Source organism: Flavobacterium chilense, assembly GCF_001602525.1.
GTDB classification, from domain to species: domain Bacteria; phylum Bacteroidota; class Bacteroidia; order Flavobacteriales; family Flavobacteriaceae; genus Flavobacterium; species Flavobacterium chilense.
Genome location: NZ_LSYT01000009.1, coordinates 32,621 through 47,272, shown reverse-complemented (window position 1 = coordinate 47,272; position 14,652 = coordinate 32,621). Strand labels below are relative to the sequence as shown.

Genomic DNA, 14,652 nt, shown 5'->3' with positions numbered 1-14,652 from the left:
AAACTTATTATCATGAAAAGTCTAAAACTTATTTCATCAGCCATTGCTATGCTTATATGTTTCGTAACCATGGCACAGGAAAAAACAATTACCGGAACCGTTACAGACCAAACTCATCAGGCTCTTCCGGGCGTTAGCATTACGATTCAAAAATCAAACAAATCAACACAAACAGATTTTGACGGAAAATATTCCATCAAGGCGCAAACCGGAGATGTTTTAGTTTTTAGCTTTATCGGGATGAATAATGAAAGTGTTACGGTTAAAGAATCAAGTGTAATCAATATCATCATGACGGATAACAGTCCTCAATTACAAGAAGTTGTGGTTGTAGGTTATGGAATTTCGAAAAAACAAATAAAAACTAGTGCTGCAACAAAGGTTCGGGGTAGAGTTGCCGGTGTACAAGTTCAAAATAACAGTAGATATCTTGCAGCTCCAAGTCCAGCTGTAGCGATAAGAGGAACTGAATCCATTTCTGCTAAAAATGAACCTTTGTATATCATTGACGGAATTCCTGTAAAAGCAAAACAATTTGCTAAAATTAATCCAAATGATATTCAGGAGGTAAAAGTTTTAAAAGACTCAACAGCCACTTCTATTTATGGAAGCAGAGCCTCAAACGGAGTTGTGGTTATCGACACCAAAAACGGAATGTATAAAAATCTTACAGAGAAAGAACTTAATACAATCCTGAAAAATGCAAGCCCTGTTCAGCCTGTTGAACCAAATCAGGAAGATTATAATACTTTGGTAGAAAATGTTTTCGAAAGTCCAAAAACAGCACCGCTTTCTACATTTTCTATAGATGTAGACAATGCTTCTTATACAAATGTGAGACGTTTTTTAAACAACGGTCAGCAAGTTCCAAAAGATGCGGTACGTGTAGAAGAAATGGTTAATTTTTTCAAATACACTTATCCACAGCCAAAAGACGGAAATCCGTTTTCGATCAATACTCAACTAAGCGATTCTCCATGGAATTCTAAAAACAAAATACTTAAGATTGGTTTACAGGGAAAAAACATTCCAACAGAAAATTTACCGGCTTCTAATCTCGTATTCTTAATCGATGTTTCTGGTTCTATGAGCGATATTAATAAATTACCCTTGCTGAAACAATCCCTGAAAATTTTAGTAAATGAATTACGCGAAAAAGATAAAGTAGCAATTGTAGTGTATGCCGGAGCAGCCGGTTTAGTTCTTCCCCCAACTTCCGGAAATGATAAAAAAACAATCAATGAAGCTTTAGAAAAATTAGATGCCGGAGGAAGCACAGCCGGAGGAGCCGGAATTGAACTGGCTTATAAAATTGCTGCCGAAAATTTTATCAAAAACGGAAACAACAGAGTTATTCTTGCCACTGATGGTGATTTTAATGTAGGTGATACTTCTGACTCAGATATGGAAAAATTAATTGAACAAAAAAGAAAAACGGGAGTTTTCCTGACTTGTCTGGGGTATGGAATGGGAAATTATAAAGACAGCAAAATGGAAACCTTAGCAGATAAAGGAAATGGAAATTACGCCTATATCGATAACATTCAGGAAGCAAATCGTTTTTTAGGAAAAGAATTTAAAGGTTCTATGTTTGCAATTGCCAAAGATGTAAAAATACAAATCGAATTTAATCCTGAGCAAATTCAGGCATACCGATTAATTGGATATGAAAACAGAAAACTGCGTCCTGAAGATTTTAAAAATGATGCCATAGACGCAGGAGAATTAGGAAGCAATCATACTGTTACGGCTTTATATGAAATTATTCCCACGGGAGTTAAAAGTGATTATCTTGGTCAACAGCCAGATGATTTAAAATATACAAAAGTCAAAGAAAACAGTAATAAATACACCAATGAATTGGCTACTATAAAATTCCGTTATAAAAAACCGGATGGCAACAAAAGCATCGAAATGGTAGAAACTATAGACAACAAATCTATTCCTTTAGAAAATGCTTCTGATGATTTTAAATTTAGCACTGCTGTCGCCTGGTTTGGATTGAAATTAAGGGATTCTAAGTTTATTGAAGATAAATCTTCTGATGCTATTTTGAAACTGGCGAAACAAGGTGCTTCAAATGATGCCGAAGGTTATAAAGCAGAATTTATTCGACTGATTGAAACTTCAAAATTCGATTATTAACCAATATTTATTTACATTTGACATCCGTTTGAAAATCGTTCAAAACGTATTCAGTCTAAATATTTATAAATCAATATCAACCCAATTTCATGAATCCCATTTTAAATCAGAATTTATTTCTTGTAAAAGAACATATTGGAATGTTTAAAGCCGCTAACAATTATGACATTTATAGTCCTGAAAACAATCAGATTATAATGAATTGCAGAGAAAACAATCTGGGCTTTTTTACCAAAGTGATGCGTTTTACAGATTATAAAAGAATGACGCCTTTTAATATTGAAATTACAACCGCTTCCGGCGAAAAATTAATTTCTGTAAAACGTGGCATTGCCTGGCTTCGTTCGACAGTTGAGGTATTTGATGAAAAAGACCGTTTGATAGGAACATTCAAACAAAAGCTTTTATCTATTGGAGGAAAATTTGAAATTCTGGATAAAAACGAAAAACCAATTGCAATGCTTCAGGGAAAATGGACAGGATGGGATTTTAAATTTACTTACGAGAACAAACAGCTGGCACAGGTAAACAAAAAATGGGCAGGAATAGGCAAAGAGTTTTTTACAAGTGCAGACAATTATGTACTTCAAATAGAAGAAACTGTAGCAGAAGATAGTCCGTTAAGACAATTAATTCTTGCCGCTGTCATGTGTATTGATATGGTTCTAAAAGAATAAAAAAGTTGTTAAACTTAGATTAAGAAAATACCTCAAAGCATCATTTTAGTTTACAAAAGCTTTATTTTTGTAAGACTTAAAATGATGCTTTCTGCATTTCTAAAAACACAATCATGACCGACTTAAAAAATAAAAATGCACTTATTACAGGTGCCGGAAAAGGAATTGGAAAAGCCGTTGCCATTGCATTGGCAAAAGAAGGTGTAAACCTTATTTTAGTTTCCAGAACTAAAAGTGATATTGATCAACTGGCAGAAGAAACTGCAAAATTTGGTGTAAAAACTTTGGCTTTGTCTGCTGACGTTTCTGATATCAACTCTATAAATTCTGCTGTAGAAAAAGCTATTGCCGAATTTAAAAGTATCGATATTTTAATCAATAGCGCCGGAATTGCTTCTTTTGGAAAATTCTTAGAATTAGAGCCTGAAGCCTGGGAAAGAATTATTCAGGTAAATTTAATGGGAACATATTACACTACTCGTGCCGTTATTCCAAATATGATCGAAAGACAAACCGGAGATATTATCAATATTTCATCAACTGCAGGATTAAACGGAAATGCACTAACAAGTGCTTACAGTGCCTCAAAATTTGCGGTTTTAGGTTTAACCGATTCTTTGATGCAGGAAATGAGAAAACACAATATTCGTGTTACGGCTTTAACACCAAGTACTGTGGCTACTGACATGGCAAAAGACTTAAACTTAACTGACGGAAATCCGGAAAAAGTAATGCAGTCTGAAGATATGGCAGATTTAATTATTGCACAGTTAAAATTAAACCGAAGAGTATTTATCAAAAACAGCAGCATTTGGTCTACTAATCCTTAAAATTTTAAATCTCAATTTTTAAAAGTTCCAAATTCTATTTTGCAAAGCAATTGGAATTTGGAATTTAAATATTGGCATTTTAAAAAAACAATTATGATGGAACAATATTTAAGACAATTAATTGCCATAGAATTTACCGATAAGAAAGAACTTTTTACAGGGTTTCTTATTGACTATTCTGATGAATGGATTTTACTACGAAATAATCCGGTGGATTTTATTCTGGATGGTTTTGTAATTCTGAAGAACAAAAATATCGAAGCCGTTCACAGAGATCATGATTTAGCTTTTACAGAAAAAGTAATTCGCCTGAAAGGTTTAAAAACAAATGCCGAAGATATTATTCCGATAAGGGATTTGTCTTCGATCATAAATTATATTACCAATAAGTATGAGATATTTCAGATTGCCAAAAAATCGGCAAAATCAGCTTATCTGGGCAAACTGATTGCATTAACTGATGAGGAATTAACTATTGATTTCCTTGATACAAAAGGTCAGTTTGGTGGTGGATTAAGTTTCAATCCGGAAAAAATCAGAGTAATTGAATTTGATACCGATTATATTAATTCTTTGAAACTGGTTATTCTGGAAAATAAAAAGTAAAAACATGTACAAACCTATCATTTTATCCGTATTATTTCTCTTGGCTTCCTGCTCTCAAAAAAGCAAATCCGAGAATAAAAATCCCGAAATTTCAAAAAAAGATTCTGTTTCCTTGCCAGTTCCAACAAAAACGCCGCAGTCAGAAAAAACATCTAAACTTTTGGTTGGTGAAAAAATTGAAGGTGATTTTGATGGTGATGGAAAAAATGAATTAGCCACAGTTACAAAAACAAAGGAAGGAAAAGGAAATCCGATAGAAGACGGAACTCCAGACGAATACACAATTTCTTTTAGTAATTCATTACTAAAACCAATTATTATTGGTTGTTGTGATGCTCAATTAATTAATGAAGGAGATTTAAATAATGATGGAAAAGATGAATTTTCAGTTTTTCAGGCTCCAATGAATGGATGTACATATTCTATGACTACTTATTCTTTAAAAGATTCAAACTGGAAACAAATTATAGAACCATTTTTAATTTCAACTGGTTGTGATACGGTTACGCCAGAAGACTTGCAAAAACGAATTTTTATTGAAAATAAAACTGTTTTTAAAATGGAAACAGATCCTAACGATGAAAATTTAAAATTAGTTAGAAAAAAAATTGATTTAAAATAATACTGTCATCTAAAACAAAGGATAATTGAGTTTGATGCCAATATATAAATTCTTTGAAACTGGTAATTTATTGGGATCAGAAGTAAAATTTTATTTAAAACAGAAAAGCCCTTTTAATAAAGGGCTTTTCTGTCTTTATGTTTTATGCTTCTGCTAATTTATTGATAAACTCTAAACGAACACTTCCGTCTTCATCAATTTTAGTCAGATTTATTTCTTGCAGTGTATTGACTAATTCAGGGTTCCATGGTGTTTTTACTTTTACGTAGTTTTCAGTAAAACCATGAATGTATCCTTCTTTATTTTCTCCTTCAAACAAAACTGTTCTGTTTGAGCCTAATTGGCTTTCGTAAAAAGCACGACGTTTCTTTACTGATAATCCGCGTAACATTTTGCTGCGTTTTGCTCTTACACTTGCCGGAACTACGCCTGGCATATTGGCTGCCTCTGTATTATCTCTTTCAGAATAAGTGAAAACATGCAAATACGAAATATCCATTTCGTTCAGGAAATGATACGTTTCTAAAAAGTGCTCATCGGTTTCACCCGGAAATCCAACAATTACATCAACACCAATACAAGCATGTGGCATTACTTCCCGAATTTTATTTACTCGTTCTGTATAAACTTCACGTAAATAACGACGTTTCATTAATTTTAAAATATCATTACTTCCGGATTGCAACGGAATATGAAAATGAGGCACAAAAGTTCTGCTTTTAGAAACAAACTCAATCGTTTCATTTCGCAATAAATTAGGTTCAATTGATGAAATTCGCAAACGCTCAATTCCATCTACTGTATCTAAAGCCTGAACTAAATCCAGAAATGTATGTTCGTGTTTTTTATTTCCAAATTCTCCTTTTCCGTAATCTCCAATGTTCACTCCGGTTAAAACAATTTCTTTAATGTTCTGAGCCGAAATTTCTTTGGCGTTTTGCAATACGTTTTCTAAAGCATCACTTCTCGAAATTCCTCTTGCTAACGGAATTGTACAATAGGTACATTTATAATCGCAGCCATCCTGAACTTTCAAAAAAGCACGGGTACGGTCTCCGATAGAATAACTACCAACATAAAAATCAGCTTCGGCAATTTCGCAGGAGTGAACTTCACCCATATCGTTTTTGCTTAAATCATTAATATAATCAGTAATTTTAAATTTTTCTGTTGCTCCCAAAACCAAATCAACACCATCAACAGCTGCTAATTCTTCAGGTTTTAATTGTGCATAACAACCTACTGCAGCCACAAAAGCTTTATCATTAAGTTTCATTGCTTTTTTTACCACCTGCTTAAACTGCTTATCTGCATTTTCTGTAACCGAACAGGTATTGATAACATATATATCGGCAACTTCTTCAAAATCGACACGATCAAAACCTTCATCATTAAAGTTTCGCGCAATTGTAGAAGTCTCTGAAAAATTCAGTTTGCAGCCAAGCGTATAAAAAGCAACTTTTTTTCTATTTTCCATGGGAATAAACTACGTTTTAAGTAGTAAGATATTATATTTACATCTCTTTTAAAGAGTTTGCAAATTTACATACAATATTCTTTAAAATAAAATCAATAATACACTACATATCAATATTTTGCATGAAACCTGTATTTCATCCAATTCTAAAAAACAAAAAAATTAACCAAACAGGCAATGAATAATTTTTATCTGTAAAAAATAAAGTGCGATTTCAATAAGAATTAAACGACAAAATCATCGATTAAATACAAATATCACCGATTAAGTGCATTTTTTTTAGCTTTAAATTCAATTTTTCTTACATTTAACTTTGTTAAGACCTTTTTTCGAAGTAATTTCACTTCGTCAAAAAATCATATTTAAAAATTATATTATTTAAATGATAAATACCACATAACAATTTTGATTTTCCCTCGTTATGTTGTTGTTTTGTTATTATAAAAAATGGGAATGCCGAAAACCAGAAAGAGTAGGCAAAAATTAAAAATTAAAACTCCATATGAAAGCATTTTTACCCACAATCTGCTTAATGTTCTTAACCTTTTTTAGCTCTCAGGCGCAAACTGCTGCACCGGCTGCTAATCCATTTCCATCTATTAGTACATTGACAACTTGGGCGAGCTTAAACTCTCAATCTCAATTTGATATTGCAATTCGTGCGGTTGGATTTAAATTTGAAGTTAAAGAACCGGGTGAAGGCTCTACAGCTTACACTTATATTCGTAAAGTAACAGTTAACGAGGTAAACTATACTGACAGAATTGTATACAGAATTACTAATAATAATTCAGCAAGTATCATTTCTCTGGTTACAGCTTCTACTGATTTGGTGAGTTTGTATACGCCACAATTATCGACTTTCAAAAACAACAATTGTAAAACTGAAATGTCTAAAGACAAAAACACAACCTGCACTTGTTACGAAAGCGCTAATTTTGCTATCGATCTTTGCGACGAACGTGTAAAATTGACAATGGGTGACGGAAATAAATATTTTGTTTCTGTAGCTAAAAAATAATTTCTATTATTTCATTATACTAGAAACTTCGAGTTGTTTTCCAAATCTTTGTAAATCTTGAATGAGTTGAGTTTACTAAGATTTGGAACGCATTTCTTAGGGTTTTACAGGTTTGGATTCTTTAATTCGTACCAAACTTCTAATTCTTCTTCATACTGAAAAGAATTAACGTAACGCAAACCCAGCTTTTCTAAAATTTTTCTGGAATCTTCATTTCCGGCATCTGCATAAGCGTACAATGCCTCTACCTTCATCACATTAAAAGCATAATCTACAAAAGCTTTTCCGGCTTCGGTAGCATATCCTTTTCCCCAGTGTTTTTCGATGAAACGATATCCTATTTCATAAAAATCTTTATGATTATTAATTTCATCAGTAATAAACTTTATACCGGACCAGCCTAGAAATTCATTTGTTTCTTTTAAGATAACTGCCCAGCGTCCAGTTCCAAAATCTTTATATTGCTGTTGAACAAACTTAATATAAGCATGACTTTCGTCGATATGTTTTACAGGTTTGTTGCCCAAAAAAAGATGTACTTTGGGATTAGAATCCAATTCGAACATACCTTCTGCATCAGAAGGAAGTAATTCTCTTAAAAGCAAACGTTCTGTTTCAATTGGATCTTTCATAGAATATTAATTTAAAATATAACGCTGTACAACTTCAGCAACTCCATCATCATTATTAGACGCTACAATTACATTTGCCTTATCACGCAATTCTGGTGTTACATTATCAACCCAAACTCCCAATCCGGCATATTCAATCATAGTTAAATCATTTCCTGCATTTCCTACGGCAATAATTTCGCTTTGATGAATATTTAGCTTTTCGGCTAAAAGTTTCAAACTGGCAGCTTTATCGATTCCGTTTTGGGCAGCTTCCAGAAAAAATGGTTTCGACATTGCAATACTTAAATGTGGCATTGCCTCTTTTAAGTCCTGCTCTAATTCTTTTAAATAAGTTGGTTCTGCCAACAAAATACATTTTACTGCCGGTTTTTGAACTGCAGCTTTAAAATCCGGTACTTTATGGTGTTGCAATCCCGTAATTTCTTTCTCGATTTCGATATATTCTGAATCTGTTTCGCTTACAATTTCTCCATCCAGATAAGTGATAATATGTGTTTTCTTTTTAACACTATAATCATACAGATCATGAATTTGTTCTGGTGTTAAAGATTGTTCAAACAACACTAAATCATCTTTTACAGTACTGATTACTGCACCATTGAACGAAATAATATAAGAATCGTACAAGTCGAGTTTCAATTCTTTGGCATAGGCTGTCATTGCTGATGTTGGCCTGCCCGAAGCCAAAACTACATGAACTCCTTTTGCCTGCGCTTCAAGAAGCATTTTTTTATTTAAATCTGAAATTTTATGATCGTCTGTCAACAAGGTATCATCCATGTCGAGCACTAACATTTTGTATGGCATGTTTTTTTTAGTTTTCAGCTACAGTTTGTCATAGTATTACTTAATAACTACGACGGCAAACTGCAACGATTTACTGCATTTAGATACTCATTCTGAAATTTTCAATAACCGGATTTGCCTTTGCAAAATCAGTTTCCTGAATAAATACTTCAACAGCTAAATCTGAACCTCCAAAACCACCTAATCTCGCCGATTGAATGTTATCTTTTTTTACCGTTTCTACTCCGGCTTCTTCTAATCTTTCCTGTAAAGCAATTGCTAAAACTTCGCTTCCTGAGTACACCTTCATTAATCCCATGACATTCTATTTTTATTATTATTTAATTTTTACTGTAATATTTTTTTTAACTCATTCTGAAAATCATTGTTTTCGTTCATTCCAATATGATCCTGATCTTTCAACGGATAAAAATGAGCATTCTCTTTTAAGAGTTGTTTTAACCGAACCGAATTTTCATAAGGAATTAATTGATCTTTCATTCCGTGAAAGATATAAACCGGAGCCTTTATTTTGGGCAGATATTCATAGGTTTCCAAACTGAATTTTTTCATGAAATTTGGAAAAAACGGCACTTTGCTGCTCGATAATGCTGTAAAACTATAATACGGCGATTGCAGTATTAATGCTTTCGGTTTATTTTTGGATGCTAAAATAGTGGCAAGCCCTGAACCAATAGAATAACCTGCTATAATGATTTTATTTTCAGGATATTTTTTAGTAAATGCTTTATAAACAATTGAAACATCTTTATTTAACTGTTCTTCATTTTCGATCTCACCTTCACTTTTCCCAAAACTTCTGTAATCTAAAATAAAGATATCATATCCTAAGCGAGTATAAATTCCCGCTATTTTTCCCCAGGTTTCCAGTGTTCCCGCATTTCCGTGGAGATAAAATACTAATCCTTTTGAATTTTCTGCTTTAAACAGCAAACCATTCAGTTTCACACCATCAAATGATTTAATGTTTACTTCTTCAAACTTTTGATGATATTCAAATTTATAATCTTCAGGAAGTTTTGCTCCCTGAAAAACCATTCCAACCTGATTGAAATAAACGTAGAAAACAACAATTACATAAATAACAACAAAAAAAGCCAAAAGCACGATTGTCAAAAATTTAAGCGTTTTCAATATTTCCATAAACAAATTATAATTTCGTTTCAGGTTACAGTCATAGTTTTGGTCAACTTTAAGAACTCAAACTATAATCCGGAACTAATTATTTATTCTTCTTCCTGAATTTCGTCGTCTTCTTCATCAAGCTCTTCTTCTCCTTCTTCATCCATATCGAATAAATAAGGCTCAAGCATCATTTTATCTGCCAGGATTTCGATACGTTCTGTCAAAGTTTCAGCAAAAATAATACGTTGTGTTTTAGCAATACTGTTGGAGATACGCATGATTTTAGTTTCATGACGCAATTTCAAAATAGGATCTGCATCATCGATTATAAACATTTTTAAACGGTTTACATTGTAACCCGCTGTTGTAAACATATCGCTTAGTTTGTTTGGCGTACCAATTAAAACATCAATTCCTGTTGAAACATAGTTTTTATCATAGTCCATATCGCCTTTGTCATGAACACCGTAAACTTCCAGATTGGTATATTTTCCGTATTTTTCGAAAAGTGCTTCCATCTCTAAAACTTTTGTTTTGTCTTCAACAAAAATCAAAGCTCGGGGTGATTCTTCGGTTTGACCTGCCAATTGCTGAATTACATTCAGCACAATGGTAGTTGATTTTCCGCTTCCTTCCGGAGAAATAATAATACAGTCTGCACCACTTTTTATGGTCGAGAAAGTTTCCTGTTGTAATACATTTGCTTCCGTTAATCCATTCTCAATTAAAGCGTCCTGTAACTTTTCGTTTATTTTTTTTAATTTCATCTTTTTATGCTTTAAGCTTTAGGCAATAAGCCTGGAGCAAAAATTATTTATTCTGTTTAATAGCCTAAAGCTTAACGCTTAAAGTCTATTGCGCAAAGTTTACTTGCTTGCAAACATCTTCACATCGGTTTCTGAAATTTCGTTTCCTCCCAGAATAATCAATCTTTCGACTACATTTCGAAGTTCACGAATATTTCCTGTCCAATCGTATTCCTGCAATAATTTTATAGCCTGAGGTGAAAACACTTTTACAGCATTTCCTTGTTCTGAAGCTATTTTTTCGGTAAAATGTGTAATCAAAGCCGGAATATCATCACGTCTTTCATTTAATGGCGGAACTTTAATTAAAATTACAGCCAAACGATGGTATAAATCTTCACGAAAACGACCTTCGGCAATTTCTGTTTTTAAGTCTTTGTTGGTTGCAGCCACAACACGAACATCAACTTTAATATCTTTTTCGGCACCTACTCTTGTAATCATACTTTCCTGCAAAGCACGCAACACTTTGGCTTGCGCCGAAAGGCTCATGTCTCCAATTTCATCAAGAAAAATGGTCCCTTTGTCAGCAGCTTCAAACTTTCCGGCACGATCTTTCACTGCCGAGGTAAAAGCACCTTTTACGTGACCAAACAATTCACTTTCGATTAGTTCACTTGGAATTGCAGCACAGTTTACTTCGATTAAAGGAAAATTAGAACGTTCACTTTTTTCATGTAACTGATGTGCTACTAATTCTTTTCCGGTTCCGTTTGGTCCAGTAATTAAAACTCTGGCTTCGGTTTGAGCAACTTTATCAATCATTACTTTAATATGATTGATGGCTTCGCTTTCTCCTACCATTTCGTAGTTTTTGCTAACTTTTTTCTTTAAGATTTTATTCTCAACTACCAGTTGTTTTTTATCCAAAGCATTACGAACTGTATTTAATAAACGATTTAAATCTGGTGGTTTTGAGATATAATCAAAAGCTCCTAATCGCATAGTATGAATAGCCGTTTCCATATCACCGTGACCGGAAATCATGACCATCGGAATTTCGGGCTTTATTTTTTTTGCCTCTTCCAAAACCTCAACACCGTCCATTTTTGGCATTTTGATATCGCACAAAACCAAATCGTAATCGTTGTTTTTTATTTTTTCAAGCCCGACAACTCCATCTTCAGCTTCATCAACCTGATACGTATCATTTTCTTCTGATAAAATTTTTACCAAAACTCTTCTGATCGCTGCTTCGTCTTCTACAATTAGTATTTTACTCATTCTTTTCTTAAGGTTCAAAGTTGCAAAGGTTCAGAGGTACAAAGTTCAAAATCTTTGTCACAATAACACCTTTTAACCTGTTATTAGTAATATATTTTCATGCTATTTGTATAGTCTTAAAGTAGTTTATTCTAAGCTACAAACATTAAAAAAACCTTTGAATCTTTGTAACTCTGAACCTTTGCCTCTATACAAATTAATATTTAAGCCATCTATATAATTCTTTCCAAGTTGGTTTTTTTCCGTACATTAAAATACCTACACGATAAATTTTGGCAGCAAACCAAACCACAAGGAAAAAGGTTGCAAACAATAATGATACCGAAATCGCGATTTGCCACCATGGCACTCCAAACGGAATACGCATTAACATTACAATTGGCGATGTAAGCGGAATCATGGAAAATACAACTGCAATAGTTCCGTGAGGATCATTGACAACGGTAAAGAACCCAATATAAACGCTTAAAATAAGCGGCATAATAATAGGCAGCAAAAATTGTTGCGAGTCGGTTTGATTATCAACCGCTGCTCCAATTGCGGCATAGAATGAACTGTACAGGAAATATCCGCCAATAAAATAAACCACAAAACCAATTATAATACTCGCAATTGGCAAGTTCCATAACTCAGCAATATACATTTGCGCAGAACCTGAAAGTTCATGTTGTGCCGATTGCATTAATTCTGGTGAAATTCTGGCTGTTGGCCCAACATTTACACCAAAAAATGCTGATGCTGCAAACATTAATCCGAGACCAATAATTGCCCAGATCATAAATTGCAGAATTCCCGCCAGTGATGTCCCAACAATTTTACCAATCATTAACTGAAATGGTTTTACTGATGAGATAATGATTTCGATGATTCGGTTTGTTTTTTCTTCGATCACACTTCTCATCACCATGTTTCCATAAATGATAATAAACATCATAATCAGATAACCAAATGCACCTCCAATTCCAATTTTTATTTCATTTAATCCTTTTAAGCTTTCTTCTCCCGAAGCTTTAACCAAATGAATATTTACAGTTGCCTGCGCTTTTTTAATTGCCAGAGTATCCAGCCTGGCTTTTTCTAAATTTATTTTGGTGATTTTTTCTGCTATAACACGTTGTGTTTTTTCTATAAAAGAAATACTTGGACTGCTATTAGAAATAAATTCAATTTTTTTCTCCAGATCCCTGAAGTCATTTGTTTTTGGAATAACAATTAAACCGCTGAAATTTTCTTTGGTAATACTGTCTTTCAACGATTTTACCTCTATTTCAGAAAGGTTCAGAAATTTGTATTCGCTATCTTTTTTATTCTGCTTTAAAAAGTCATTAGCAAATAAACCCGTTTCATCATGAATTGCAATTCGTTTTGTTTCGGCTTTCATTGAACTCAGATAACCAATAAATCCTGCAATTGCCACAAACAATAGCGGACTCAAAAAGGTCATGACAACGAAAGACTTATTGCGGACTTTTGCAATAAATTCTCTTTTTATAATTAATGAAATTATACTCATTTATTTTAGATTGTTAGATTTTTAAACTTCTTAGATTGTTAGATTTTTTTGATTTCCAGTTTAATCTAAAAATCCAAGAAGTCTAACGATCTAAAGATCTATCCTGTTACTGTTTGAATAAAAATATCGTTTACACTTGGAATTTTTTCAACAAAGTGGGTAACCTGTCCTCTTTGTGTCAAAATATGCAATAACTCATTTGAAGTTGCATTTCCAATTTGTATTTCTAATTTCAAATCATCGTTTAAAGATTTAAAATTTGCCGGCGAAACGGTAAATTTTTGTGTAATGTCGTACATTAACCCTTCAACATTACTGGTCAGGATTCCAACCTCAAAACTGTTGGTTCTAAACTGACGTTTTACATCAACAAGTTTTCCTTCTATTAATTTATTTGATTGGTGAATTAAAGCAATATTTTCGCAAAGTTCCTCTACACTTTCCATTCTGTGTGTCGAGAAAATAATCGTTGATCCTTGTTCTTTCAGCGCTAAAATTTCGTCTTTGATAATATTGGCATTTACTGGGTCAAATCCGGAGAAAGGCTCATCTAGAATCAGTAATTTCGGTTTGTGCAGCACACAAACTACAAACTGAATTTTTTGCGCCATTCCTTTAGAAAGTTCCTGGATTTTTTTATTCCACCAGCCTTGTATTCCTAAACGATCAAACCAGTAATCTAATTGTTTTTTGGCTTCGGTTTTAGAAAGTCCTTTCATTTGTGCCAGATACAAACATTGTTCACCTACTTTCATCGAACTGTACAAACCTCTTTCTTCCGGAAGATAGCCAATAGTCTGCACATGTTTGGGCTGTAGTTTTTCTCCATCCAAAATTACTTCTCCGCTATCCGGTAATGTAATTTGATTTATAATTCTGATAAGGGAAGTTTTTCCTGCTCCATTTGGACCTAATAATCCATAAATACTACCTTTTGGCACATTTAATGAAACTTCGTTAAGCGCTACATAATCACCGTATTGTTTTACGACTTTATGTACTTCTAGTAAGTTGCTCATGCTATTTTTAGAATTTTCTGCGTTGGTTTGACCATTGTGGCCACGCGCCTGTAAAAGTAAATAATTCGAAGCGAATCTTGATACAATTACGCAAAAAACCCATTCTAAATTTATATTAGAATGGGTTTTGAAATTTATTTGTTCT

At 33.3% G+C, this 14,652-nt stretch carries 15 protein-coding genes; 6 read left to right on the top strand and 9 right to left on the bottom strand.

Translation table 11 applies throughout. From position 1 onward, the window contains the following. Positions 1–12 precede the first annotated feature (12 nt). The 5 genes from A4F88_RS19450 (at position 13) to A4F88_RS19430 (ending at position 4,880) form a co-directional block, all read left to right on the top strand. The gene (locus A4F88_RS19450) at positions 13–2,145 is read left to right on the top strand and encodes a vWA domain-containing protein (RefSeq protein WP_068844437.1); all 2,133 of its coding nucleotides are present in this window, start codon (positions 13–15) and stop codon (positions 2,143–2,145) included. A gap of 89 nt (positions 2,146–2,234) precedes the next feature. Further along, a complete protein-coding gene (locus A4F88_RS19445) occupies positions 2,235–2,822 on the top strand; it encodes an LURP-one-related family protein (RefSeq protein WP_068844436.1) in 588 nt (195 codons plus the stop codon). Between the two features lie 113 nt (positions 2,823–2,935). After that, positions 2,936–3,652, top strand: a complete 717-nt coding sequence (locus A4F88_RS19440) for a 3-ketoacyl-ACP reductase (RefSeq protein WP_068844435.1) — start codon at positions 2,936–2,938, stop codon at positions 3,650–3,652. 96 nt (positions 3,653–3,748) lie between these two features. After that, on the top strand, positions 3,749–4,258 hold the full coding sequence (locus A4F88_RS19435) for a hypothetical protein (RefSeq protein ID WP_068844646.1): 510 nt from the start codon (positions 3,749–3,751) through the stop codon (positions 4,256–4,258). 4 nt (positions 4,259–4,262) lie between these two features. Next, positions 4,263–4,880 (top strand): hypothetical protein, encoded by a 618-nt coding sequence (locus tag A4F88_RS19430; RefSeq protein ID WP_068844434.1) that lies wholly within the window; start codon positions 4,263–4,265, stop codon positions 4,878–4,880. Positions 4,881–5,022: 142 nt separating this feature from the next. On the opposite strand, the gene mtaB is transcribed toward A4F88_RS19430, so the two are convergent. Then, on the bottom strand, positions 5,023–6,357 hold the full coding sequence (gene mtaB, locus A4F88_RS19425) for a tRNA (N(6)-L-threonylcarbamoyladenosine(37)-C(2))-methylthiotransferase MtaB (protein ID WP_068844433.1): 1,335 nt from the start codon (positions 6,355–6,357) through the stop codon (positions 5,023–5,025). A gap of 502 nt (positions 6,358–6,859) precedes the next feature. Here mtaB and A4F88_RS19420 point away from each other — a divergent pair. Further along, positions 6,860–7,378, top strand: a complete 519-nt coding sequence (locus A4F88_RS19420) for a hypothetical protein (protein WP_068844432.1) — start codon at positions 6,860–6,862, stop codon at positions 7,376–7,378. A gap of 104 nt (positions 7,379–7,482) precedes the next feature. Here A4F88_RS19420 and A4F88_RS19415 read toward each other — a convergent pair whose 3' ends face one another. The 8 genes from A4F88_RS19415 to A4F88_RS19380 all read right to left on the bottom strand — a co-directional run bounded on the left by A4F88_RS19415 (position 7,483) and on the right by A4F88_RS19380 (position 14,507). After that, positions 7,483–8,010 (bottom strand): GNAT family N-acetyltransferase, encoded by a 528-nt coding sequence (locus tag A4F88_RS19415; RefSeq protein WP_068844431.1) that lies wholly within the window; start codon positions 8,008–8,010, stop codon positions 7,483–7,485. Positions 8,011–8,016: 6 nt separating this feature from the next. Next, on the bottom strand, positions 8,017–8,820 hold the full coding sequence (locus A4F88_RS19410) for a Cof-type HAD-IIB family hydrolase (RefSeq protein WP_068844430.1): 804 nt from the start codon (positions 8,818–8,820) through the stop codon (positions 8,017–8,019). 79 nt (positions 8,821–8,899) lie between these two features. Then, positions 8,900–9,118: a putative signal transducing protein gene (locus tag A4F88_RS19405; protein WP_068844429.1), complete on the bottom strand. Its 219-nt coding sequence runs from the start codon at positions 9,116–9,118 to the stop codon at positions 8,900–8,902. A 29-nt stretch (positions 9,119–9,147) separates the two neighbouring features. Continuing rightward, the gene (locus A4F88_RS19400) at positions 9,148–9,963 is read right to left on the bottom strand and encodes an alpha/beta hydrolase (RefSeq protein ID WP_068844428.1); all 816 of its coding nucleotides are present in this window, start codon (positions 9,961–9,963) and stop codon (positions 9,148–9,150) included. Between the two features lie 83 nt (positions 9,964–10,046). Next, on the bottom strand, positions 10,047–10,712 hold the full coding sequence (locus tag A4F88_RS19395) for a DEAD/DEAH box helicase (RefSeq protein WP_068844427.1): 666 nt from the start codon (positions 10,710–10,712) through the stop codon (positions 10,047–10,049). Positions 10,713–10,811: 99 nt separating this feature from the next. After that, a complete protein-coding gene (locus tag A4F88_RS19390) occupies positions 10,812–11,975 on the bottom strand; it encodes a sigma-54-dependent transcriptional regulator (RefSeq protein ID WP_068844426.1) in 1,164 nt (387 codons plus the stop codon). A 196-nt stretch (positions 11,976–12,171) separates the two neighbouring features. Continuing rightward, positions 12,172–13,488: an ABC transporter permease gene (locus A4F88_RS19385; RefSeq protein ID WP_068844425.1), complete on the bottom strand. Its 1,317-nt coding sequence runs from the start codon at positions 13,486–13,488 to the stop codon at positions 12,172–12,174. Between the two features lie 98 nt (positions 13,489–13,586). Beyond that, entirely contained in the window at positions 13,587–14,507 is a 921-nt protein-coding gene (locus A4F88_RS19380) for an ABC transporter ATP-binding protein (RefSeq protein WP_068844424.1), read from the bottom strand. Positions 14,508–14,652: the final 145 nt, after the last annotated feature.

Coding starts and splice junctions, on each gene's coding strand:
- A4F88_RS19415 (WP_068844431.1), bottom strand. CDS start 8,010: ATGAAAGATCCAATTGAAACAGAACGTTTGCTTTTAAGAGAATTACTT.
- A4F88_RS19420 (WP_068844432.1), top strand. CDS start 6,860: ATGAAAGCATTTTTACCCACAATCTGCTTAATGTTCTTAACCTTTTTT.
- A4F88_RS19450 (WP_068844437.1), top strand. CDS start 13: ATGAAAAGTCTAAAACTTATTTCATCAGCCATTGCTATGCTTATATGT.
- mtaB (WP_068844433.1), bottom strand. CDS start 6,357: ATGGAAAATAGAAAAAAAGTTGCTTTTTATACGCTTGGCTGCAAACTG.
- A4F88_RS19430 (WP_068844434.1), top strand. CDS start 4,263: ATGTACAAACCTATCATTTTATCCGTATTATTTCTCTTGGCTTCCTGC.
- A4F88_RS19410 (WP_068844430.1), bottom strand. CDS start 8,820: ATGCCATACAAAATGTTAGTGCTCGACATGGATGATACCTTGTTGACA.
- A4F88_RS19380 (WP_068844424.1), bottom strand. CDS start 14,507: ATGAGCAACTTACTAGAAGTACATAAAGTCGTAAAACAATACGGTGAT.
- A4F88_RS19395 (WP_068844427.1), bottom strand. CDS start 10,712: ATGAAATTAAAAAAAATAAACGAAAAGTTACAGGACGCTTTAATTGAG.
- A4F88_RS19400 (WP_068844428.1), bottom strand. CDS start 9,963: ATGGAAATATTGAAAACGCTTAAATTTTTGACAATCGTGCTTTTGGCT.
- A4F88_RS19385 (WP_068844425.1), bottom strand. CDS start 13,488: ATGAGTATAATTTCATTAATTATAAAAAGAGAATTTATTGCAAAAGTC.
- A4F88_RS19445 (WP_068844436.1), top strand. CDS start 2,235: ATGAATCCCATTTTAAATCAGAATTTATTTCTTGTAAAAGAACATATT.
- A4F88_RS19435 (WP_068844646.1), top strand. CDS start 3,749: ATGGAACAATATTTAAGACAATTAATTGCCATAGAATTTACCGATAAG.
- A4F88_RS19405 (WP_068844429.1), bottom strand. CDS start 9,118: ATGGGATTAATGAAGGTGTACTCAGGAAGCGAAGTTTTAGCAATTGCT.
- A4F88_RS19390 (WP_068844426.1), bottom strand. CDS start 11,975: ATGAGTAAAATACTAATTGTAGAAGACGAAGCAGCGATCAGAAGAGTT.
- A4F88_RS19440 (WP_068844435.1), top strand. CDS start 2,936: ATGACCGACTTAAAAAATAAAAATGCACTTATTACAGGTGCCGGAAAA.